Below are 24,330 nucleotides of genomic sequence, written 5' to 3'. Positions count from 1 at the left end.
TAGCTGGTTGTAACTGGCCACTCAACGGCTCGATTACGCTGTCTTGGTATCCATTTCACTCATTCCCAATTCCTCTCTTGTATGACCAAATTCTATTCTCGAACGGCCAGGTTCGCTCTACCGTACCAACTTCTGTTTCTACTGCTCTTGAGTAGCCTACCCGCGCTGGCCCAGACGACGACCCGCTACGTCTCGCTCACCGGCACCAATTCCAATCCGGCCAGCGCCACCAGTTGGGCCACGGCGACCAGCGATTTGCAGGGGGCGATACGAGCCAGCACAGCAGGCCATCAGGTCTGGGTAGCCAAGGGTATTTACAAGCCTACTACCGGCAATGACCGTACCATCAGTTTTGTCATGAGGCCCGGTGTGGAAATTTACGGCGGTTTCGCGGGCACCGAAACCAGTCTAAGCCAACGGCCCAAGCCGGATTTGACTGCGCCTTCCAGCACCACCCTGAGTGGAAATATTGGTATAGAGAAAAACGCTGATGACAACTCCTACCACGTGATTAACAACCCACCTGGACTTACGGCCGATGCCATCTTGGATGGATTTGTTATCACTGGGGGATATGCCGACAGAGGTGACAGTGCTTATGATTTCGGCGGGGGCATACTTAACAACTTCGGCGGGGATGGTAAGGTGTGCAGCCCAACTATTCAGAATTGCTGGTTTGAAGGCAACTATGCTAAAAGAAGAGGTGGGGCCATATATAACATGGGGATACAGGGAGGAACCAGCAGTCCCAATATTAGCAATTGTAGATTCCAGAACAACAAAGCTGATGAAGAGGGCGGGGCTATCTATAACGATGGATACAGGGGAGGTAACAGCAATCCAACGCTGACTAACTGCTCGTTCCTGAACAACAAAGCGGGCACAGGAGGGGCCATCTGGAACAGTGGACCTGAGGGTACAAGTAGTCCAAGCCTGACAAACTGCTCATTTCAGAGCAACTCAGCTACAACGAATGGGGGAGCTATATTTAACGATGGTCAATCTGGCACCAGTAATCCGATATTGACAAATTGTTCATTTAAGGATAATAAAGCTACTTGGGGAGGTGCGCTTTACAACAGTGGTAATAGTCGACCACAGATTACCAGTTGCTCCTTTAGTGGCAACTCCGCCAATAACAGTGGAGGGGCCATGTACAATCAAGGCTATCGTAGCAACACTAGCCCGAATCTTATAAACTGTTCGTTTGAAGGCAACTCCGCCAATAACCGTGGAGGGGCGATCTATAACGACGGTAATGAGGGTACAAGTAGTCCAAGCCTGACAAACTGCTCATTTCAAAGTAACTCAGCAGCAGCAGGAGGGGCTCTTTATGACTTTTCGCAGAGAGGTGGCAACAGTAATCCAATCCTGACGAACTGTTCGTTTAACAGTAATAAAGCGGGGCAGGGTGGTGCACTGTATAATAATGTTGACGAGCCTATAGCGGATGACATAGATCCAGGTAATGGCCACCCCGTACTCGTTAACTGTGTATTTTTTGGCAACGGGAGTGGTAATACAATTTACATCCGTACGTTTCCGAATAAGGTATCAGGTGATGCACAAGCAACCTATAGCCTGTTTGATGAGTTAGTGACGGGGTATGGAGGTGAAAACAATAAAAAAACTAAGATTCTGCCCTTTGCCAGCACCACCAGTACCAAGTTGGACTGTGGCTCTCCGGCTGTAAATGCGGGGAACAATAACACTCCGGGTTTAGACGGCGTCAAAACGGATTTGGCGGGTAACCACCGTATAGACGATGGGCAAGTGGACATGGGTGCCTATGAGCTCCAGAGAAATGACTACCCCAGTCAATTGTATGTATCAGCCACAGGTACAAACACGAATCCGGCCACGGCTACCAGTTGGGCCACTGCAACCAACGATTTACAAGGTGCTATTAATAGTCTCTGTAGCAGTTTTCCCTCCGAAATATGGGTAGCCACAGGTCTCTATAAGCCCAGCGGTACTGCCACTGACCCGCGTAACAATAGTTTTTCTATGAAAAACAACATCGCCATCTACGGTGGTTTCGACGGCAAAGAAACCACATTAGTAGCCCGCAAACTCACCTTTCCCTCCAGCACGACCCTGAGTGGCGACATTGGCAAGGCCAACGACATATCCGACAACAGTTATCATGTTTTTTCTAACTCCAACCTCACCAACACGGCCATTCTGGATGGGTTTGTGATTACGGCGGGCAACGATAATGGTGTTGGTGGTGGTGGTATGCACAACGATGGTAACGGCAGCGGGAAGGTGTGCAGTCCCACCATTCAGAACTGTTACTTTCTGAACAATCAGAGTACCGGTGGTGGCGGGGCTATGTTTAATAGTGGAAATGACGGGGGCAATAGCAGCCCGGTATTAATCAACTGCGCTTTTCAGGGTAATTCGGCTAATTACGGTTGGGCGATTTACAACATTGGGAATAATGGTGGCAACAGCAACCCGATACTGACTAACTGCTCGTTTCAGAAAAATTTGATTTCTTCCGGAGGTGACGGCAGGGGGGCGATTTACAACACTGAGGATAATGGTAGCAGCAACCCGATACTGACTAACTGCGTATTTTTTGACAACGGGGGTAATAATACCTTTCACAGCTACGGCTCCAATTCGGGTATTACAGCCACTTACAGCCTGTTTGAGGAGTCGGTTACGGGCTATACCAGCGGCCCTGGTAACCTGACGGTCAAAACAGGCGAGACTTCCCCCTTTGTCAGTACAACCAACATCCAGTTGGCCTGCGGTTCTCCGGCTGTTAATGCGGGGAACAAGGACGATCAGGGTTTAAAGGATATCACTACTGACCTGGCGGGTAACCCCCGCATCTTTGGCGCGAAAATAGATATGGGTGCCTTCGAACAAGGTTTGGATGCCGGCATAATTGGCGGGCCATCGCTGGTTCCTTACAAACAGGAAGCCCCCACACCACTTACGAGCCAGAAAGACGCATTAACGACGTTTGTTCCGAGTGGGCTTCACTGGGAAAAAAGTGAGACGATTGGTGATATAAAGGTTTGGGAGCTTATCACAAATTCAAACGCCCAGAACATTTCCTTACCTGAACTCTCAACGGATGGAGGCCCCAACAAAACCTATTTTATTCGTCGGGTGGTCGATTGTAATACAGCCTCCAATATCCTCACCATCAAAGTCATAAAATCGGATGGTCAGTTTAGTGGGAAGGTGGTTAGTCTGGACGGCTTCACGGGCGTGCCCGGCGTGACCCTCACCGCCGTACGGACCACCACCGGGCTGGCTGGTAGTCCGGGAAGCTGGACCTATACGGCCGTAACAGAGAGTAATGGCGAGTACACGATTCCGTCGCTTTACTACCTCTCTCCGACCACCTCTGTAACGGCGTCGATCTTGATGCTAACTCCCAGTAAAACCGATCCCGGCCCTAACGCCGTCGTTCATAAATTTACCCCCAGCCCCCAATCCTTCACGTTCACGGAGGCTTCTCATGTATACACACAGAATTTTACGGATCTGAGCACCTTTGCAATCACCGGCATGGTAACTCAAACCTGTCCTGACTGCATTACCGGGCCTGCAGGTTCCTCAACTACCGGCGTTGTGGGGTGCCCGTTAGATGGCGCAACCATCCGGGCCTCAAGGCTGGTCAACGGCAACCCGGAGTCAGTCACGGCAACCACCGGCTATTTATCCACCTCGCTCACCCAGGGGGAGTATGGCCGCTTCGCCGTGCCAATAACAAACCCCGGTACGTACACGCTCACGGCAACGGCCCCAAACTCGGTGTTTGTCGCCCAAACGGTGCCGGTAACCACCAATGTCTATAACCTTAGCTTCGTTAGCGGATCGTTACAAACCATTACGGGGCTGGTAACGGCGGGCTGTAGCGAAACGGTGGGTCAGGCCGTGCTGGAATTTGCTGACATAACGAAGGACAAAGATGGCAAGGCGACTACCTGCTTCAAAAAGCGGGTAACTACCGATAAGCAGGGAAAATACACCATTACGTTGCCGCCCCGCCTGTATAAAGTTACGGTAATCAGCCTGGCACAAGGCACTGGTCCGACGGCCGTAAAAAGCGCCGATTTTGTTAATTTTTTCGACAAAGTTCCTGCCGATTCGCTCATTCGGGATTTGACCTCCACCACGGCGGTGGTAACTCTTAACCTGACTTATCAGCGACCGCCTACGCTGCGCCTGGCAAATTTTACTCCACCAGAGAACTGCAAGGACTTCTTAGTAATGCAGCAGGCGGTTCCCATCGTAGTGAAGATGCAGGTATTTCAGGGGCCGTTTATAACGAACGGTACGTCGGCTACCGGTTGCCCGGTAAATAGTGGCACTGTGGTCGTTACGACAGCGGTTCGTAGTCTTCCCGAAGAAACACTGCCTGTTACGGTCGTTAATGGCATCGCCAGCCTGACACTTGTACCTGGTGAACCTAATACCGTTCTTCCTTTTTACCGGAATTTCAACCTGTCGTTTACCAATATTGGTAAAATAACGACTACGCTTTCTAACAGCGTGCTTGTAACCGGAACCCGGTCGGCAACGGCCAATTTTACTACCGTTTCGCCCGAAATTCCGTTGCTTGTTCTGCACCATCCACCGGGTGGTGATAGTTACAGTTTCTGGGAGAAAAACCAGACTCAGGAACACGCCATGCGGATTTTTTCCGGCACTACGGGTGCGCTCAGTGCCTGGCGGGAGGTAAAGCTGGGCTACAAATTCGAAAGCGGCATTGGCGTCGAAACGGAGAACAAACTCTGGGCCAGTGTAAAAGCTGACCTTACCGTTTCGCAACGTAACAGTTCGGATAATGAACAGATACTGGCTACCACGGTAAATGAGCGAATTCAGACGGCCATCAGTAAAACCAGTGCCCTCGATAATTCGGATGCCAATCTAACCGGTGATGATCTGGATGTTTTTGTGGGGTCCGCGCTGAATATGTTTTATGCCACCGCAACTGTGATTTCCTATGATCCGGCCACATGCGCTGGAAAATCGTCTAAGCAGTTAATCATGGGCAAAACTGGCGTTAGTACCTATTTCAACTACACCGCCTACCGGATCAAAGCCATTATCGTTACGCTGGATAGTCTGAGTAGTTTAACGCGCAGCGACACGGATCGAAAAAAATACCAGAACCAGATTAGTGTTTGGCAACAAGTGCTCGACAACAACGCAGCCAATAAAAAAATCGCCAAATTCGTCGATAATCAGTCGTTCAGCGGAGGTACAAACCGCGACAAAAGCACCACAGAAGCCGTAACAGCCTCTAATACAGTTGAGTTTACAATGGATATTGATGCAAAAGTCGCTATTGAGTTAGGGTTAGAGGTTGCCGGTCAGGGAGCGAGTGGTGGGGCTTCGGTAAACTTTAAAATGGAGACGGGCAACACTGTAACCAATACGTCCACCAAAGCCATTACCACCGGTTATCACTTAGAAGACGGCAATGCCGGCGATAATTATTCGGTGGACGTGAGAGTAGATCCGGTTTATGGTACGCCCGTTTTTGATGTCCTGGCGGGCGCGTCGAGCTGTCCACCCGAACCCGGCACCACGCCCCGCGATGACTTTCGGCTTACCTCACCGAAATCGGTTGTCCGGGACGCCGATTCTACCGGGGTGGCACTGACGTTGCTACTGAGTAATATCAGTCAGGTAGATAATGACGCGACCGATAAATCACGCAATGTGCTGCTGTCACTCGTACCAGACAGCAACCCTTATGGAGCCATTGTGACAATAGGTGGTAATCCAACGAACACACCGGGCAACTATACCGTAAATCGGCTTACTGACACTCAGATTACAGTAGTGGTTAAGAAAGACCGTGCGGTACCCACATGGGCTTATGAAAATCTTCAGTTTCAGGTGACTGATGTGTGCGGTGGTAGTCCACTGGCCACCCAGTCGTTATCTGTCTTTTTCCGAGGACCGTGTAGTTCAGTGGTACTTAGCGCACCGGAGCCAAACTGGGTTATCGACAGTGCGGCTCAGAACAGTTTGCCTGTAGGCATCAGTGGATATACAAAAGCTAATTTAACAAATATAACCCTTCAATATCGAAAATCGAGCGGTAGTTGGGTAGACGCAACTGAACTGGCAAAGAGCTCATTAAATGACGGTCCTGATGGTACCCCGATCACGTGGTCCACTGCTGGATTAGCGGACGGAGCTTATGAGCTGCGACTGAAACTGCTTTGTGCTTCGGGCGTTGTGTACTCAGAACACTCAGCTGGTGTGCTTGATCGTACTGCGCCCACTCCCGTTGGAAATACCCAGCCCACCAACGACATTTATCAGACGGGTAGTACCATCGGCATCAGTTATTCAGAACCTTTAGACCGCTCCCGTATTACTGCCGGTAGTGTCGTAGCAAAAAGCAAGGTGACGGGAAAAGCCATTCCTTTTTCGGTGGGCTGCTATGCCAATCAGGTATTGATTGTGCCAACGGGAAGCTTAGTACCCAGTGACGTAATTAGTCTAACGCTGAATGGCGTAGCCGACATGAACGGCAATGTGCGCACCACACCTGATGTCTGGTCGTTCAGTGTGAGTAGTTCGACAATTACAACCGGCAGCAACGCATTGTCAATAGCGGTCGCAAACAGTCCGCTGTCTGAAAGAGCCACAGGTGCGATGAACGTGATTTTCAGCCGCTCAGATTTGGCCAAGACAACCGATTGGCTAATCAATTTTTCTCTGACCGGCACCGCTCAATTCGGAGAAGACTACAGCGTCTCTTATGCTACTTCAGGTACAGCTCCTAAACCGCTGGTCGTAACCGGCGCGTCCAGCAGCATCCGAATGCCAACGGGTATTACCTCGGTCACGTTGCTGGTTGATCCAATAGACGATGCCATCGTTGAACCCGACGAAACAGTAATTATTAGCCTAATTAACGGGGGCGATTATCAAATCAGCGCAGCCTCATCGGCATCGGCAGTGATTCTCAATGATGACCTGCCGCCTACGCCTAACAGTCTTACGCTCGTCTCGTCGGCAAGCCCCACCACGCTATGTGTAGGCGGCAGCGTGGCCCTATCCGCAACGGCCACCGGGGGGAGTTCCTACAGTTACACCTGGGCCGCACCAGCGGGTATCACGCTGAGCGGCACCTCCACCAGCGCGGTAACGGCCAGCGGGATCACCGCCGGGGTACGTACTTTTACTGTCACGGCAACGGGTGCTAGCACAGCCACATCGGGCAGCAAGCCGTCAATTACCAGTACGGTAAGCGTCACGGTCAGTGCCCTACCCACGCCTACCTTAACGGCTGGCTCGTCGGCTACGCTGACCTGCACGCAGTCCAGCCTGACACTGACGGCAGGTGGCGGTACTGTAGGGGCACCGTTCACATACCGATTTGCCGGACCGAATATTGCCAGCCAGAACGCGGCTACCGGAACGGCAACGGTCAATGCATCGGGTACGTACTCGGTTACGGTCACAAACGCCGGTGGCTGCGTGGCGACCACTACTCTGGTCGTTAGTGAGGACAACAGCAGCCAGCGAACCCAAATTGCCGTACAGCCCGCCAGTACCTCAGTTGTCAACGCCGGGGTCAGTGTCAGTGTGTCGGTGTCAGCCATTGGTACGAATCTTACCTACCAGTGGCGAAAAGAAGGTACAGCCCTGGCAGGAGCCACCGCCAGCGTACTTAGCCTGACGGGCGTAACCACCACACAGAGCGGCACCTACGTTTGTACGGTGGTTGGGGCTTGCGGCAGCGCGACATCGCAACCCTTCGCCCTGACGGTGAATGCCACGCCCATTGTCCTGGCTATCCTAGAGCCAAATCCGCCTTTCCAGATTGATCTGTTTCCCAACCCGGCAACGAGTGATAAAATCTGGGTAAAGATTCTGGGGGCAACTCAGCAACCGGTACACCTGCAACTGCTGGACATGAAGGGTCGGGTGATCTGGGAACATCACGTAAAAGTCATTACCCGCGAGCATATCGAGCCCCTGGAGATCGGCAACTTCCCCGCCGGATTGCTCCTGCTACGGGTGAGCACTTCGGATCAGACTCAGGTAAAGAAGATACTCAGGCCCTGAAAACGACCAGTCGTATAGACTAGCAGGCTGGATGCATAAAACTATTGATCACTTTCAATCCATCGGGTCGTCTGGACAATGCCGTTCAGACGGCCCTATAAAACCATATAAACTAACTGAAATCATGAAATCAACTGTTTATTCATCGTTTGGAGTTGCGTTGGTAACTCTACTAATGGTTTTCGGCTGCGGTGGTGGCAAAACTACCGTAGCACCCGTATCGGAGCGAATAGCTAAAGTCTGGAGTGCCAGCAAGGTAGACCAGAACGCCACGACAGTGTACATGAAAGGCGGAACGGCTAACACCGTACCCGGTTATTCTACCTTTAAACTTGACCTGAGCAGCCCAACCTCGGCTCGGTACACCGAGGTCGACGGCACTACGTTCATCGGCACCTGGTCAACACCCTCCGATACCCGTCTGGTACTTTCCGGGCTGTCGCCCCAGCCCACCGGAACTAACGGGACGATTGAGTTTACGATTGGTGCGCTAACGGACACGCAACTGGGATTAACCCGAACCACGGCCAGCCAGAAAACAGGGGGTAGCATAAACACCTATACCCTGTCAAATCCGTAGCTCATTGCCTGGCTATTCAACGTTTTGCTGGTTCCCGTGGCAATGCCCCATTGCTGACAGAAGCCAGGGGACCTTATCAATAAGTATGTTTTCCGCTTAATTCCATACCGCAGGAATATTATTGTTCAGCCATGCTTCTTGTACCCAAATCAGGCTGCACCAGACGGTCACCCGTTATTCGCCAAGCCCGGCCGAAGCTAAGGCTGAGTCAGGATGCCCTGTTGCTGAGGATAAATGAGCTGTTAGCCGCTCACTTCAGCGATCCTGTACTCAACGTCGACTGGCTGGCCGACCAACTGGCCATGAACCGCAAGACGCTGTACCGCAAAGTGCAAAACCTGATTCAACTTCCTCCCGCCGATCTGATCCGGCAGTACCGCCTACAGAAAGCGGCCGAGTTGTTGCGGTCGGGCCATAACGTGTCTGAAACGGCCGACCTGACAGGGTTCAGTACGGCCTCGCATCTGGCTGCGCTGTTCCGTGATTGCTACGGCCAAACGCCCACCGAGTTTATGGCCAACCGCGTCTGAAATGCCCAAAACCGAGCGTTTTTCTGTTTTTAGCCCTCAAGTGTCCCGAATCTGACAGAAAATGTCCCGAATCTGACAGGATGACTAAATGAAGCTTCTCACCTTTAATGCATCCAAACGGGTAATCTATCCACACCATTTTATAAAAAAACTCCGCAGCTATCTGCCCAGTTCACGTTTATTCATTCCTGTATCAAATGACAAAAGTCTCTATCCTCTTCAGTGTAGCCCTGTGCGTGGCTACCGTTTCGGTAAACGCCCAGCGGACGTTCCTCAACCAAACCACCATCGACCACTCGGTCAAACCCGACGACAATTTTTCGCCTGTGTGAACGGCGGGTGGATCAAGGCCAACGAAATCCCCGCCACCGAATCTTTCTGGGGTATCAGTGCTACTATCCGAAAACAAACGAGGATTCGGTTGCAGGAACTCGTGAAGGCCCTTTCGCAACAGGAGAACAAACCAGAAAGCGACGCCCAAAAGCTGGCGGACTTTAACCGCACTGGTTCAACAGCCGGGCCTTCCACGAACAGATACTAAAAGACGGACCGATGCCACAATCCATTTTTGAGACCAAACTGGACAGCTGGATCAAGAGCCAGCAGGCAATCGCCAAGAAGAATTAACAAATTAACAGTAGAAGAAAACGTACCAACTCAATTCCAATTCTCCCATGAACAAACAACTTACCTTCCTTGCATCGGTTATGCTGATGGTTTGCCTGATGGCCGCTACTCCTCCAGGCAAACCCGGCAAGCGGCTATCCCGGCCTAGTGCGGCTGAGCGCAGCCCGGCCCGGCCGAACGCGCCGAAAATACCTTTCATCGACCGGCAGAATATGAACCTCGCCGTGAAACCCGGCGATGACTTCTACCAGTATGCCAATGGCGAATGGTTGAAGAAAAACCCCGTACCAGCGTCAAAAACCAGTTGGGGTAGTTTCGGCATTCTGTACGAGAAAAGCCTCGATGCCATGAAATCACTGCTCGAAGAGGCTGCCAAAAACCCCGGCAAAGGACGATTACACCAGATGGTGGGCGATTTTTACGCCAGTGGCATGGATAGTATAACGATTGATCAGAAGGGCTTCGACCCCATTAAAGCCGACCTTGCCCGTATCGATCAGGTGAAAAGCAAAGCCGACCTGATGAACGAAATTGCTTATCAGCGTTCCCAAGGAAGCACGATGTTTTTTTCGCTGTATGTGGCGCAGGACAGGAGAAACGTTAACAAGTATGTGGTCCAGTTTGTGGATGGAGGTACTACGCTGCCCGACCGTGATTATTACCTCAAAAACGATGCCCGCAGCCAGAAAGTCCGGGATGCCTATCGGGATAACTTAACCAAAATGTTTGGCATGATTGGCGAAGAATCCAGCCGGGCCGCTGCCAACGCCGACGCGATTCTGACGCTGGAAACAGCCCTGGCCAACGCACAAATGACCCGCGTAGCGTCACGCGACCCCATCAAAACGTACAACAAACTGACGGTGGCTGATTTCTCCGAGCAAACGCCCGGCATCAACTGGGGTGAGCTGATGCCTAAACTGGGCATTCCCGGACAAGACACGGTGCTGGTTCAAAGCCTGTCGTTCTACCATTCCATGGATAGTTTGCTAACAGCGACCCCGGTCGAGGCCCTCAAAGCGTATATGCGCTGGAACCTGCTGAAAAGCGCGGCTCCGTATCTGAGTACTCCGTTTGTGAACCAAAATTTTGCGTTCAACAAGGTGCTGTCGGGCCAGAAACAACTGACCCCCCTCTGGCAGCGCAGAAGCAGACTGATCGACGGATCATTGGGCGAGTTATTAGGCCAACTGTATGTTCAACAGTATTTTAAGCCGGAAGCCAAAGAACGGATGCTGGTACTGATTGATAATCTCGAAGCATCGTTCAAAGAACATATCAATGCCGTCGATTGGATGAGCGCCGACACCAAAAAGCGCGCCCTGACCAAGCTCAGTACATTTAAGCGCAAGATCGGCTACCCCGATAAGTGGAAAAACTACGAGGGCGTAATCATCCGGCCCGACGATTTCTACGGCAACGTGCGAGCGACTCAAAAGTGGTGGTACACCGACAACGTTAGCCGCCTGGGTAAACCCGTTGATAAAACGGAATGGGGTATGACTCCTCAAACGGTAAACGCATATTATATGCCGGTAAACAACGAAATAGCATTCCCAGCAGCTATTTTGCAATTCCCGTTCTTCGATGCGGAGGCTGACGACGCCATTAATTACGGGGGTATTGTCGCGGTGATTGGCCACGAAATGACACACGGCTTCGACGACCAGGGCCGCCAGTACGATGCCGATGGAACCCTGCGCGACTGGTGGACTAAAGAAGATGCCGCCAACTTTACCAAACGCGCCGATAAGGTGAAAGAGCAGTTTGCTGGCTTCAGGGTGCTGGATTCACTCAAGGTGAATGGTCAACTAACGTTGGGCGAAAACCTGGCCGACCTCGGCGGGCTGGCCATTGCCTACGATGCGTTTAAGAAAACGAAGCAGGGTCGGGGCAACGCCAAAATCGACGGGTTCACGCCTGACCAGCGGTTCTTCCTGTCATGGGCGCAGGTTTGGCGAACTAACATGCTGCCCGAATCGCAGGCGCAACAACTCTTGACCGATCCGCATGCACCCGATCAGTTTCGCTGCAACGGACCAATAACCAATCTTGATGCCTGGTATGAAGCGTTCAACGTGCAACCGGGCCAAACCCTGTACAAGGCTCCCGACCAGCGGATTAAAGTTTGGTAAGCTACTTCGCTACGATACATCTATCCACACCATTCTTTTTAATCTCCTGATTTACAATGAACCGGTTCCGTTGCGCCGGTTGGTCAATGCTCACCCCGTTTTTTGTCATCTATCCAAATGAAACACGTCCTCCCGGATCAACTCTGTTCGTCCATGCGTACTTACCTGCTTCTGTTATTCGTCACCTGTTCTTCACTGGCCTTCGGTCAAAAACCCGCCCTTCCGCCCTCGGACTTTCAGTCCCTGTTGACGGCCTATTACGACGATTATTTGACGCTGAATCCATTAATGGCTTCGTACCTGGGTGATTACCGCTACAACGATCAACTCGAAAACCCAATCAGTCAATCCTACCGCGATCAGATGAAGCGTTTGTACACGCGGTACCTGGATGAGCTGAAAGCCTACCAGGAGCCCCAACTGAGTGAGCGTGATAAGCTTAACTACCAGATACTTCGCTTCGACCTTACCACTAAGCTGGCAGCGATGGAATTTCCAGACTATCTGACGCCCATGAACCAGATGTTTGGTTTCCATCTGTTTTTTTCGCTACTGGGCTCAGGCAACAGTGTTCACCCGTTTAAGTCGGTGAAAGACTACGACGACTTTTTGAAGCGCATCAATGGCTTTGTGGCTCAGACCGATACTGCCATTGCCAACATGCGGATGGGTATGGCGCAGCAGTATATGCAGCCGAAGGTGGTAATCGAGAAGGTATTACCCCAGCTGAAAGCGATGCTCGTCGATGATGTAACGAAAAGTGTTTTTTACAAGCCGGTACAAACGATGCCGGCTACCTTCTTTGCTGAAGACAAACAACGCCTGACGACGGCGTATACCACCGCTATGAGGGAGCAGATTATACCCGCTTACAATCGGCTCTATACCTTCCTCCAGAATGAGTATCTGCCCCAGTGCCGCGAAACGGTCGGCCTTAGTGCTATGACTAATGGCAAAGCGCACTATGCGTATCTGGTTAAATCGTCGACAACCACGAACATGACGCCGGACGAAGTACACACGCTGGGGTTGAGCGAGGTAAAACGGATTCGGCAGCAGATGGAAGCCATTAAGCAGCAGGTAGGTTTTGTCGGCGGTCTGAAAGCGTTCTTTGCCAACCTAGATACGGACCCTAAATTCTTTCCGTATAAAACGGATGAGGCCGTATTGGCTGGGTTTCAGCAAATCTACCAGACCATGAAGCCGAAGTTACCGAGTCTGTTCAACATGGTTCCGAAAACAGCCTTCGAGATTCGGCCGGTTGAAAAGTACCGCGCAGCATCGTCACCCGCCCATTATATGGCTGGCACACCCGACGGGTCGCGGCCGGGTGTGTTCTACTTTCCGGTGGTCGATGCTAAAACGTACAACTACTGGCGCATGGAAGACCTTTTTCTGCACGAGGCCATTCCGGGCCACCACTATCAGCGTTCGCTCCAGAACGAAAACACCGTTATTCCTGCCTTCCAGAAAATTGGTAGTTACAATGCCTACACGGAAGGCTGGGGTTTGTATGCCGAAAGTCTGGGTAAGGCCCTGGGTCTTTACACCGATCCATTCCAGGCGTTGGGCCGATACTATGGCGAAATTCACCGGGCCATCCGGCTGGTAGTCGATACGGGAATTCACCATAAAGGCTGGACGCGCGAACAGGCTATTCAGTATAGCCTGGCCAATGAACCCGTCAGCGAAGCCTCGGCTATTCAGGAGATAGAGCGCTACATTTCCACGCCGGGACAGGCGGTGTCCTACAAGATTGGCGAGTTGACCATCATGGCCATGCGCCAGAAGGCGGAGAAAGCCCTGGGTAATCGGTTCGACATCCGGGCCTTTCACGATCAGGTGCTGAAAGACGGGCCGATGCCCCTGGCGATTTTTGAAACCAAGATGGATAGCTGGATTAAGAGTCAGCAGGCAATCGCCAGGAAGAACTAATCGGCGGCAGTATATCCAGGCAAACAGTAGTCAATGTCGCAGCATATGCTGACCAAACCCGTTGCGGCCCCAGCCTCTCCCTGGAGTTGGAAAGAGTGATGAAAATCGTCAGGGAGCGCCCTCAAAATACCACTGGTCTTAGCAATTGGGTGGTTATGCCCAACAGCCAGCGTTAAAACTCATGTCGCATTTTCTTGCTCCCAACTCGCTATGTACTCCAATTAACCCTGTCTATGTTGTTTATTAGTCAGCCAGTAAGACAATATAGCAACTTACTGGTTTGACTGGCACTAACCAACCCACAAGCTCCACGCATCAGAAGGGGAGGCATGAAACTCAGACCGTGCGTTCGGTTGAGCTGGCAGGCCAGTCAGCTTGACGAGCAGGGGTGGTTGCCGGACGTGCGACCGGTAACCACCCCTGTTGTACTTACATTAAGAGAAACTCGATAACCCACCGCCTTGGGCGGTGGTGATGTCCTGAAGGCTACGCCATTTTGCTAGTTTTACGGCATGAGTAAGCATAAAAAACAATCTCATGTTGTCTGGAACCTGGTCGCCGGAGCGATGCGATTACCATGTGGTTTGGACACCGCGACGGCGGCCCGGCCAAGTATCGCTTTCGCGTGCTGACAGGTCTGGTGAAAGACTTAGTTGAGCATGATATTCGAATGTTGTGTGAATGGAAAGGCTGTAAAGTCATAGAATTGAATGTTCAGGCTGATCATGTCCATTTGGTGGTAAGCATTCCTCCTCGTATATCGGTTTCTGAACTGATGGGCACCTTGAAGGGCAAATTAGCTATCAAGTTGTTCAATCGGAGCGCCGAAGCGACCCTACTGGGGAAATCATTTCTGGTCAAGGGGCTATTTTGTCAATATGGTTGGGATAAATAAGGATCATATTCGTCGGTACGTAAAATATCAAGGGGGTGAAGATCGCAAAGAGGAGAGCCAAAGTATGGATTTCGATTTATTTAGGCCTCCTCATGAGTAAGCCTGCGGGCTATGCCCGCTCCTTTTTAACACATCCACCTGCTTGGCAGGTGGATGTTTAATCCTTACCTGCCGTAAGTCAATATGCGTCGACGTTGTTTTAAGATGCTCCCGTTTTTAATGCTTTTTATTTTTTTTAAGCGCCTGCGGTTTTCCTGCACCGGTCAGGCCTGCGCGTGCTGCTAACCGCGTTTAACAGCAACCAAAATTGCAAGCCTGTAATTGAATGAAAGAGCAGGGGAATAGCGTACGAAACAATAGCTTACGGCAAAAACTACCGGTCAGTCATTTTTTGGGAAACAATCGGGGCATAATTGATATACTGGACAAAGCGGGGTTCTTTGGCCGTATTTGGACTGCTGCCGTGGGGTAATGCGTGGTGCCAGAGAATAAAATCGCCGGCATTGCCCGCGATGGGAACCGGCCCCAACTCCGTAAGATCCTGCATTTGGGGGTCTGCCCGGGGAGGAAGCCGGGCTAACCAGGTGGCCAGCCGGTGCTGAAAAGCCGGCACCAGCGTGAAGGCCCCCTGGTGCGCCTGCGTGTCCGATAGATACAGTAATCCCTGCAATCCAAAAGGGACGGGCTGATCCAGCCGTACATCCCAGTGAAGACGGGGGCCCGGAAATGACCAGTTTGCTGTTTCGGGTGGGTTGAATCCTACCCGGTCGGTGGTGACCCAAAGATCAGTACGACCCCACAACTGCTCATAGGCTGCCCGGATGCGGGAGGATTCCCGGTTCCGGGTCAGGAGGGGGTGTTGAAATAACTGGACCATAATGCCCTGCTTTCCGGGATGGGCGTTGTACCAGGTTTCTGGCCGGTACCGGTCTATCGACAGAAAATCGCAGATCAGCTCAATGGTCTGGTCGCAGTCCTGAGTAGACACGGCGTTGTTGATAACCACATAGCCATACCGGTCCCAGTGCGCAAGATCCTCCGCCGACAAGGTCAATTCTGTCATGCCGTCTCCGGTTGGTGCTATCCATGACGTGCCTGCCAGCTGAGCATTGAAGGCCGCTACTTTGCTGGCATCGGGAAGTCCGCCAACAGTCATCTGAATCCAGTCTTCAAATTCAGGGAAGGTAGGAGCTGTCAGGTACAGGTATTGAATAGTGGGTTCAAGGCCCAGGTTGAGGGCACTCAACAGGGCAGAGTCGAGGTCGTTTTCCCCGGCAAACGCGTTGCCGGCCAGTTGCCCCTGTCGGTTGGCCAGCGCTTTGGCCCAGTATCGTTTCAGGTGCATAATGCCAAACCGGCTCATGTCGGTCGAAGTGGTTAATTCGCTGGGTGCTGTCATGGATGGAGGAATGAGGACTGACCAGGTAAACAATTTGGTAAGCCAGAACAGGTTTATCGTAAAGAAACAAGGTTGTTCAGGGTGGATTTTACTGCGTAGCGGAAACCCTGACCGTTTATTCCGGTTACGCCCGTAACCAGCTTGTCATCAGTGGGAAGCCTGCTTCGGACTGTTGATCCAGCGTCATACCCATCCAAACCAGCAGGGGCAAACCCACATACGTTTCCTGAGCAAACATACTGAGCAACCACTCACTCTCGCCTTTATAACCCGCCGGATGAAAGACTACGGTTGGGGGAATACCTATATGCAGGCAGGCGGCATACGTCCATAAGATCACCGCTAGTTCATCACCCTGCTTGTCGGGCCGTCCCAGGGTAACATCTTCGTATAACAAGTGGCGTTCGTCGGGCCGGGTTACGGCAATATGGCCCGCTTCGTGGAGCAAGTCGCCCGGATAAAGTAGGTTTGCCGGATCGACCAGTAGCTGACCCTGATCGATTAAAATACCCGGCACAAAGGTGGACTGGTTTAGCGTCGTTTCACGAACCGGAATACCGATTTCGGCCAGAAAAGTATACATCTGATCCAGGATGGAGGCTGAGGAATTCATGATTCGTTATTGATTCGCCGAAAATGCCACTTCTTTTTGGTCTGTCAGTTGTTCGTACAGATGCCTGACCATCTCCATATACAGACCTGGTATATCCTGGGGTACATCCTGTTGAAAAGGTTGATCGGGGTACTTGCTGTGATACATACTACGCTGCGCCATAGCCGCCAGTTCGGCCGGGCTGGCTTCCATCATGCCCATGGTGGTTAGTTGCTCCAGCATGGCTACACCGTTATCCTGATAGGGTAACGGATAAACATGTTCGTCTACCTCCCGGATGGCCAGCATCGTTTGAAAATAGCGTTCAAGCACAGCAGCCGTATAGTGATCCAGATTCATGTACTGACTAACGGCTGGATCGAAGCCAAACAGTTCGGGTTCAATCAGGCCCGGAACGGCCTGCATACCCCGGCGTTTCTGGTGGGATCGAATCACTGCGTCGGGCGAGCGGAACAACAGAATAAACGGGACCGTTGGGTACAGTCGGCGGAAAATGTCGTAGAACAGCAGATGCCAGCTATCCAGTTTGATGAAGAAGCGCGTTTCACGCCCCGTTCGCTGGCTGCCCATCAGGCGAATAACCGCTTTCAAGGCGGCATCCCGTTCCTCGGACGACAGGGCGATGGCAGGCTCACGGTAGGGCAACCGTAAGATCTGGTCAAGCAACGGCATTTCAGACAGCGTAATATGTCGCTCGGGCAACCCCAGCAGTTGAGACAGCAGGGTGGAACCGCAACGGGATATATGAAAAATAAAGGCGGTGGGCGGAACACTGATGCATTCCTGAGCCGCCTGAATCAGGCTATCCAGCGTGGTGGCCGAATGCCAGCCCGTAGAATTAACCGGATGGCTCTTGCAGTGGGAGATTGTTTCCTCGAAAAAAGGCTCAGCAAAGCGGTGAGTACCCACGTAGAGCCACCGGAATAGAAGTTGTTCTTCTGCCACGCTTATCTGGTAAGGAATCCAGTTCGTTAGCGGCTGCTCCCTAAATTCATTCGGCATCTGACAGGATGGTTAAGTCCGTTTTACTTCGTTTGTCCCGCCGATAATTGATCCATCAACTGGCGGGCGGTGTCGGTGCTGTGCCGCGATAGTTCCGCAATAATCTGCCGGGTCAACTCCGGCGAGGGCTGCTGGCTTCGCTGTTCTGCGGCAAAGTCGTAGCCCGCTTTGGCGAAAAGTTCATCGGACCAGGCATTGCGCCGGCAGTCGAGTACCAGATGTACCCGATCCGTCAATCCATCGTTACGGACACTGTGCAAAAGATCGAAGTTCGCGTACCAGCATTCGCCTTCTGCCATGGGCAATGACTGACCGTCTACCCGGAAGCAGACGTCACTGCCGGTCTGAATGGGGACGTGCAGTCGAAAAAAACCGTGCTCATAACTGGTATGCCCATCCCGATGCGCATGAATAACGCTACCCGGTGCCAACGACAGGAGCCGCACCGACTCCTGCTGACAGTGAAACTGGTTTAGAACGGTCTGAAAGTAAGGGCACTTTGCCAGCAGGGGCGTGTCTGCATACTCAGCCGGATGAGCGCGAATATCGGTTTCGCTACCAGAAGCAGACCGCAGCGCAATGCTGGTCCAGCTACCCGAGAAGTCGACCTGATTAAAATGCCCCGGCCAGTCAAGCTGCTGACACGTCTGTAAATCATGCACTAAACGAACGGTATCGAACGTAAAGGGTAATCGAAAGAAACGATTGTTGGGGTATACGGTTAGATCAGTCATTGTTCAGCCTTAGGATACTGGTTTGATGGTATTGGTATGTTATTTATTCAACTAACGGGTTTGTCGGGTGCCGGTAAAACGACGCTGGCCTACGGGGTCCGGCAGCGACTGCAACTGCTGGGTTATCCGGTGGAGGTACTGGACGGCGACGAGTGTCGGCAAGCGTTCTGGCCCGAACTGGGTTTCTCGCCGGCTGACCGCCAGGAAAACCTGCGCCGAATGGGATTGCTGGCTCACCGGCTGAACCGCCACGGAATCATCGTTCTGCTGGCGGCCATTAACCCGTACCAGAAGGTCCGGGCCGAGCTGAGTGGCCAAAACCAACCCGCCAAAACTGTTTTCGTCGATTGTGGACTGGAAACGCTTATTCAACGGGATACAAAAGGATTATACGCCCGCGCTCTACTGTCCGATACTCACCCCGATAAACTACATGACCTGACGGGCATCAATGCGCCGTACGAGGTCCCGATTACCCCTGATCTGACCATTCATACAGACCAGTACGCCCAGGCAGACTGTGAAGAACAACTACTCCGGTTCGTGCTCCTGTCCGTACATCATTTGACATCGAAATACGACGATTTAGATAGGCTGATTCTGCCAACGGCTATGCCTGAGCGATAAATTTATTATTCGGTCATTGTTTCTTTTAGGCGTTGTTTCAGCATTCGCCGGAGTAGCCTGTCCAGGTAACTATAAGGCTAAATAAGCGCTAAACCTACTTCCCGGTTTTAGCGAAGTAAACTTCGTTGACCGGGCAAATCAGTTTGTCTATTTTTAAATTTTCAAGGTATAAGGGCAGCTCTCAGTATAAAGTATAAACCAAATCTTTTTGTATATAATTTTTTATACATTTACTAAACTCTTTTACCAGACTATATGAATCGACGTCTATTTATCAACCAGGCCAGTGCTGGCTGCTTGTTGCCCTTTCTACCTTTTTCTGCCTTTGGACAAGACAACACGCAGGATAAGGCAGTTTTGGATGCTCACGCGTTTGCGCAGTTGGCGACCGAAATCCGTCAGGGAGTAATCGGGTCGGTTCAGCAAATAGCCATCTCGCATAGTTACAGCCCTGAAGTGCTTACCCTGGAAGCCCTGGCGCGTACTGCTCAACACGACGTTGACGCCTGTTTGGCAATAGCCGGACTACCCTCACTTACCGAAACCCAATTGTTGCAATGGGTTTCTCCCGCTCCTTTGTATGGATCCTGTGCCGCTGAAGTGGGCACCGATGCCATCAAGATCGTCTGGCAGGCGTTAGCCCGTTACGGCATCCAAGTCCAACCCATAGCGTGTCAGCTTCGTGTACTGGGCAGTAAAGGAGTTTTGCAATCGACGACTGCCGGTTACCAGATTCTCGATTTAACCGGACGTGGTCGTCAACCGATTTTCGGCGCAATCCGTAGTGCTGTATAACTCAGGCTTTCTCATTTTTACTATGTATACACACTTTTAATCCTTTCTAACTATGGCATATCTTGGAGAGATTAGACCCGTCGGCTTTAATTTCAGCACAGTAGGATGGGCATTTTGCGATGGGCAGCTCCTGCAAATATCTCAGTACGAAGCCCTATTCGCCCTGCTTGGGACTACGTACGGGGGGGATGGGCAAACGACCTTTGGTGTACCTGACTTACGCGGTCGTATACCCATACACATGGGAACATCTCCGCAGGGGGAGACTTTTGCGTTGGGTCAAGCGGCTGGTAGCGAATCGGTTACGTTAAGTACGAGCCAAATGCCCACCCATGCCCACTCGTTTAGCTTCCAGCCCCAGGCTTCAGGCAATGCCGGTTCACAAACGAGCCCTGCAAATGCGTATTATGCCGGTACAGGCCGGGGTATGGCTTATGGTACAGTCGATACTGTTAACGGGACTATGGCTGCGCCCGCTGTCCAGACGGGTTCAGCCGGTGGAAACCAACCCGTTTCATTGATACAGCCCTATCAGGTGGTGAATTATATCATTGCGGTGGAGGGTATTTTTCCCAGCCGAAATTGATCGCTTTCTACTCTGTTTTATTAAAAACATTTACGTTTATCAATCATGACAGGACAAGACCCGTATATAGGTGAAATCGGTATTGCAGGCTTCAATTTTGCCCCCAGAAGCTGGGCTTTGTGCAATGGCCAGTTGTTAAGTATTGCCCAGAATACCGCCTTGTTTTCCTTACTGGGAACTCAATACGGAGGTAATGGACAAACCACTTTTGGCCTGCCCAATTTGCAGGGATGTGTGGCTATACATAAAGGCCAGGGGCCCGGCCTGTCAGACTATGTAATGGGACAAACGGGTGGCAGTCAGACGGCTACGTTGCAGGTAACGAACATGCCTGCGCATACCCACAATGGTCAGTCTGGCCAGACACCCTCGCTGGCCCAGCCCGCTACCAGTCAGGCGGGTACGAGCAATAGCCCGGACAATACGGTTCCGGCCGCCACAAGTGCCAGCCGCATGATGTATACTCCTGCGGGCAATGCATCCATGGCTCCTTATACGCCCACGCTTCAGCCTGCCGGTGGTGGCCAACCCATCAATATCATGCAGGCTGGCCTGGTACTCACATACTGTATTTGTACGCAGGGGGTATTCCCGTCCCGCAACTAATCCGCTTTTCTACTTCATAAATCACACTAACTATGGATGAACCATTTCTGGGCAGTTTAGGCATTGTTGGCTTCAACTTTGCCCCCCGAGGCTGGGCCTTTTGCAATGGCCAGCTTTTACCCATTAACCAGAATCAAGCCTTATTTGCGCTACTGGGAACGCAGTACGGAGGAAACGGGACAACCACATTTGCCCTGCCGAATCTGCAGGGACGAGCCGCGATGCATGTGGGTAATAATTTTACACAGGGAGAGGTAGTCGGTCAAAATTCACAAACCTTATCGGTCGCTAATCTCCCTTCGCATACCCACACCTTGTCCTATGCCCCCCCGTGTAGTACTGCTGCTGCAACGTCTTCGGATCCGACAAACAATGTCCCCGCAACTACTGCGGTAAACAGCTACAGCTCACCTGCTACGGTAAATTTAGGTTACACAGCGCAGGGTGGAGCTACCATCTCAACGGCCAACGCGGGCGGAAATCAGCCTGTCAGCGTTATGCAGCCCTATTTGGTACTGAACTTTTGTATTGCCCTGCAAGGTATTTTCCCCAGTCGAAACTAAACGGAATTTATGGCCACGATTGGGCTTCTACTACCGCACTCTACCCTGTATCCAACGCTAAGTTTCGACCTGCTGGAAGGGATAAAAGCAGGACTGGCCGATGCTTTGATTACCAACCTGACCTGGGTAGTCGAAAGCATTGGCTTCGGAACGGACGTGGAAGAGCTACGGGGGAAAGCGCAGAAACTGCTCATGCAGGATAGCGCTGATCTGGTAGTGGGCATGATGAGTCGACGAATGGCTGAACAGGTAGCCCCGACGTTTACGGCTGCCAACCGGTTGCTGTTGGTATTGGATGTACTGGGAGATTTTTTCAGCAGTGTATCAGCAGCCCCCACCGTCTTTTATCATTCGCTGCAATCCTGCCTGTATAGCCGATTGACTGCCCGTAAGGCTGTTGAATCTGGGGCTACACGCGTTATTCAGGCTATGTCGTTTTACGATGCCGGGTATTTGCAGGGATATGCTGTAGCGCAGGGTGTGGAAACCAGTGGTGGTCAAATCGTTCAGTACGCGGTTAGTTCGCATATTCCAGCGCAGGTTAACCTGCAAAATCTGCAGGATGGGCTAACGTCGGCTCAGGCCGTTGTGGCGCAGTATGCAGGCGATATGGCCGGGCAATTTTATCAGCTTTACGCAACACTGTCTAACCAGCTGCCTTTGTGGGCAGGGCCTATGTTGCTGGAAGAACAGATGCTGGCCACTGTACCCTTTGGGCTGGAGAATGTACGGGGTTACGTGGCCTGGTCCGGGCAACTGGAAACAGCCAACAACGATACGTTTAAGGCGTCGATGCGCCGACGAGGTCGGGAACCCAATCTGTTTTCGATGCTGGCTTATGAAGCCGGATTCATTGTAGCCGACTATTTACGGTCTGTAGAGCCGACGGGTTATCCGACCCCGGCCGACTTCGACCGGCTGAAAACCCTGTCTTTCAATGGTCCCCGCGGGCAGGTAACGTTCGATCCCAATACGCACTATTCATGGGCTATGCCGTATGCCGCCACGGTAATAGCCCATGAGCAGGGATGTTGCCGATTAGCGGATCTACTGCCGGAACCAACCGTACTCCAGGATTACCTGGCCTTTAAATCTGAACCAAACCCTCTTTCACACACGGGCTGGCATAATACCTTTCTCTGTATCTGATAACTACTGATTGTATGAAGAATAACTACTTCTTTCCAGGATTAAGCCGCGCTATCTTCTGCTGGCTGAGTATGTTACTGCTTGGGTCACTGGCCCCGGCTGAGCTGATGGCGCAAACCACCCTATCGACGGGTGATATCGCCTTCGTTGGCTTCAATGGGGTTGACGATCAGTCAAATGGTAACAACTCCAACGATAAATTCTCCTTTGTTCTCCTAAAAGATGTTACGGCTAACACCCGAATTTTCTTCACGGATTTCGGCTGGCTAACGGGTGGGGGCTTTCAGACAGTCAGCCCGACAGCTGGCGTTGGCTCTAAAGATGATGGCATTATCTCCTGGACGGCCTCTACCAGTCTGGCGGCTGGAACGCAGGTTGTTATTCTGTGTAAATATAACCTGAGTGCCAGTACCGGTACCGTAGCCGGGATTGAGCAGATACCAGCGCAGAGCTTCTTTATGAATATCAGTGATGGATCTGCCGATAACATCTTTGCCTATCAGGCCGCAACGGCCCGGACCGCCAATCCAACACTACTGGCGGGTATACGCACAAGGGGTACAGCCTCAACCTGGGACGCTGCATTAGATAATAATACATTTACTTCCTCAGGAACCACCTTACCCGCATCCCTGACGGCCAATGGCGTCAATGCTGCCTTATACCTGCAGGGTTCTTTTTACACGATAGCGATTTATAAATGTACCCTTAGTAATGGCTTCCCAAAAGCACTCCGGAATGCGATCAACAATCCAGCTAACTGGGAATATCCAAACCCAGGTACCTTTTGTGAAGGATACATTTATGCGCCCAATGATCCTGACTGCCCACAGAGCAGCATTCCAGCTGGCTATAATCTACCGATAAACTGTACGTTTACCATAGCGCAGGTGCAAATTGCGACTCAGCCGGTCAGTAAAACGGTGTGTGCCGGTCAACCGGCCAGTTTCACCAGTACAGCTATAAACGCAACGGCTTATCAGTGGCAGGTATCAACAAACGGCGGTGGTTCCTTTGCCAATCTATCGAATGTATCGAATGGCGGTGTCTATACAGGGGTAACGTCCACCATCTTAACCATCTCTAATACAACTGGATTTAATGGCTATCAGTATCGACTCATTGCGTCTGAAAGTACAGAACCTTCATCTGCTACATCATCGGCCGCTACATTAACGGTAAATAATGGGCCACAAAACTTAGTTCTGACCCCCAGTGGGCCACTAAGCTGCACATCTACTACGGTCACATTAACGGCCACCAGCACGGGTGCAACCAGCTATTCTTTTAGCGGACCAGGAATAACGGCCCAGGGTAGCGCAACCGCCACGGTCAACACGGCGGGGAGCTACTCGGTAGTGGCCACTTCAGCCAGCGGCTGTACGGCGGTGGCTACCACGACCGTGACGGGCGACCAGACCGGCGCTCCTACGCTGGGGTTGAACGGTTCAGTCAACCCCACCACCTGCGGGGGCACCAACGGCAGCATC

Annotated in this window: 17 protein-coding genes and 2 pseudogenes; 15 read left to right on the top strand and 4 right to left on the bottom strand. The window is 51.8% G+C overall.

Annotated elements, in window-relative coordinates; translation table 11 throughout:
* Positions 1 to 81: 81 nt before the first annotated feature.
* The 8 genes and pseudogenes from B157_RS0105715 to tnpA all read left to right on the top strand — a co-directional run bounded on the left by B157_RS0105715 (position 82) and on the right by tnpA (position 14,866).
* Entirely contained in the window at positions 82 to 8,064 is a 7,983-nt protein-coding gene (locus tag B157_RS0105715) for a choice-of-anchor Q domain-containing protein (RefSeq protein ID WP_020602408.1), read from the top strand.
* A 124-nt stretch (positions 8,065 to 8,188) separates the two neighbouring features.
* Complete coding sequence (locus tag B157_RS0105710; RefSeq protein ID WP_026308518.1) at positions 8,189 to 8,644, top strand: hypothetical protein; 456 nt, start codon at positions 8,189 to 8,191, stop codon at positions 8,642 to 8,644.
* Positions 8,645 to 8,775: 131 nt separating this feature from the next.
* Positions 8,776 to 9,174 (top strand): helix-turn-helix domain-containing protein, encoded by a 399-nt coding sequence (locus B157_RS0105705; protein ID WP_020602406.1) that lies wholly within the window; start codon positions 8,776 to 8,778, stop codon positions 9,172 to 9,174.
* 197 nt (positions 9,175 to 9,371) lie between these two features.
* Positions 9,372 to 9,506 (top strand): hypothetical protein, encoded by a 135-nt coding sequence (locus B157_RS40020; protein ID WP_020602405.1) that lies wholly within the window; start codon positions 9,372 to 9,374, stop codon positions 9,504 to 9,506.
* Positions 9,503 to 9,715 (top strand): hypothetical protein, encoded by a 213-nt coding sequence (locus B157_RS38880; RefSeq protein ID WP_020602404.1) that lies wholly within the window; start codon positions 9,503 to 9,505, stop codon positions 9,713 to 9,715. The genes B157_RS40020 and B157_RS38880 overlap by 4 nt, the downstream gene beginning before the upstream one ends.
* 133 nt (positions 9,716 to 9,848) lie before the next feature.
* The gene (locus tag B157_RS0105690) at positions 9,849 to 11,936 is read left to right on the top strand and encodes a M13 family metallopeptidase (protein ID WP_020602403.1); all 2,088 of its coding nucleotides are present in this window, start codon (positions 9,849 to 9,851) and stop codon (positions 11,934 to 11,936) included.
* Positions 11,937 to 12,053: 117 nt separating this feature from the next.
* Complete coding sequence (locus B157_RS0105685; protein ID WP_245565032.1) at positions 12,054 to 13,871, top strand: DUF885 domain-containing protein; 1,818 nt, start codon at positions 12,054 to 12,056, stop codon at positions 13,869 to 13,871.
* 577 nt (positions 13,872 to 14,448) lie between these two features.
* Positions 14,449 to 14,866: pseudogene (gene tnpA, locus B157_RS34565) on the top strand (IS200/IS605 family transposase).
* 273 nt (positions 14,867 to 15,139) lie between these two features.
* On the opposite strand, the gene B157_RS0105675 reads toward tnpA, so the two are convergent.
* The 4 genes from B157_RS0105675 to B157_RS0105660 form a co-directional block, all read right to left on the bottom strand.
* Positions 15,140 to 16,165, bottom strand: a complete 1,026-nt coding sequence (locus tag B157_RS0105675) for a phytanoyl-CoA dioxygenase family protein (RefSeq protein ID WP_211224979.1) — start codon at positions 16,163 to 16,165, stop codon at positions 15,140 to 15,142.
* A 124-nt stretch (positions 16,166 to 16,289) separates the two neighbouring features.
* Positions 16,290 to 16,778: a hypothetical protein gene (locus B157_RS0105670; RefSeq protein ID WP_020602400.1), complete on the bottom strand. Its 489-nt coding sequence runs from the start codon at positions 16,776 to 16,778 to the stop codon at positions 16,290 to 16,292.
* A 6-nt stretch (positions 16,779 to 16,784) separates the two neighbouring features.
* The gene (locus B157_RS0105665) at positions 16,785 to 17,780 is read right to left on the bottom strand and encodes a sulfotransferase family protein (protein WP_020602399.1); all 996 of its coding nucleotides are present in this window, start codon (positions 17,778 to 17,780) and stop codon (positions 16,785 to 16,787) included.
* Between the two features lie 23 nt (positions 17,781 to 17,803).
* Positions 17,804 to 18,514 (bottom strand): aspartyl/asparaginyl beta-hydroxylase domain-containing protein, encoded by a 711-nt coding sequence (locus B157_RS0105660; protein ID WP_020602398.1) that lies wholly within the window; start codon positions 18,512 to 18,514, stop codon positions 17,804 to 17,806.
* 36 nt (positions 18,515 to 18,550) lie between these two features.
* Between B157_RS0105660 and cysC the strand changes: the two genes are divergently transcribed.
* The 7 genes and pseudogenes from cysC to B157_RS34560 all read left to right on the top strand — a co-directional run.
* Positions 18,551 to 19,141, top strand: a complete 591-nt coding sequence (gene cysC, locus B157_RS0105655) for an adenylyl-sulfate kinase (RefSeq protein ID WP_020602397.1) — start codon at positions 18,551 to 18,553, stop codon at positions 19,139 to 19,141.
* 255 nt (positions 19,142 to 19,396) lie between these two features.
* Positions 19,397 to 19,936, top strand: coding sequence for a hypothetical protein (locus B157_RS0105650; RefSeq protein WP_020602396.1), 540 nt, complete (start codon positions 19,397 to 19,399; stop codon positions 19,934 to 19,936).
* Positions 19,937 to 19,988: 52 nt separating this feature from the next.
* Positions 19,989 to 20,522, top strand: coding sequence for a phage tail protein (locus B157_RS0105645; RefSeq protein ID WP_026308517.1), 534 nt, complete (start codon positions 19,989 to 19,991; stop codon positions 20,520 to 20,522).
* A 45-nt stretch (positions 20,523 to 20,567) separates the two neighbouring features.
* On the top strand, positions 20,568 to 21,128 hold the full coding sequence (locus B157_RS0105640; RefSeq protein ID WP_020602394.1) for a phage tail protein: 561 nt from the start codon (positions 20,568 to 20,570) through the stop codon (positions 21,126 to 21,128).
* 32 nt (positions 21,129 to 21,160) lie between these two features.
* On the top strand, positions 21,161 to 21,691 hold the full coding sequence (locus B157_RS0105635; RefSeq protein WP_020602393.1) for a phage tail protein: 531 nt from the start codon (positions 21,161 to 21,163) through the stop codon (positions 21,689 to 21,691).
* A gap of 9 nt (positions 21,692 to 21,700) precedes the next feature.
* Positions 21,701 to 22,840: an ABC transporter substrate-binding protein gene (locus B157_RS0105630; protein ID WP_020602392.1), complete on the top strand. Its 1,140-nt coding sequence runs from the start codon at positions 21,701 to 21,703 to the stop codon at positions 22,838 to 22,840.
* Positions 22,841 to 22,854: 14 nt separating this feature from the next.
* Positions 22,855 to 24,330: pseudogene (locus B157_RS34560) on the top strand (hypothetical protein); the annotation flags it as partial.

Source organism: Spirosoma spitsbergense DSM 19989 (genome assembly GCF_000374085.1).
In the GTDB taxonomy this organism is placed as follows: Bacteria; Bacteroidota; Bacteroidia; order Cytophagales; family Spirosomataceae; genus Spirosoma; species Spirosoma spitsbergense.
The sequence above is the reverse complement of the archived record's forward strand: the minus strand, read 5'-3'. Positions and strand labels throughout refer to the sequence as shown.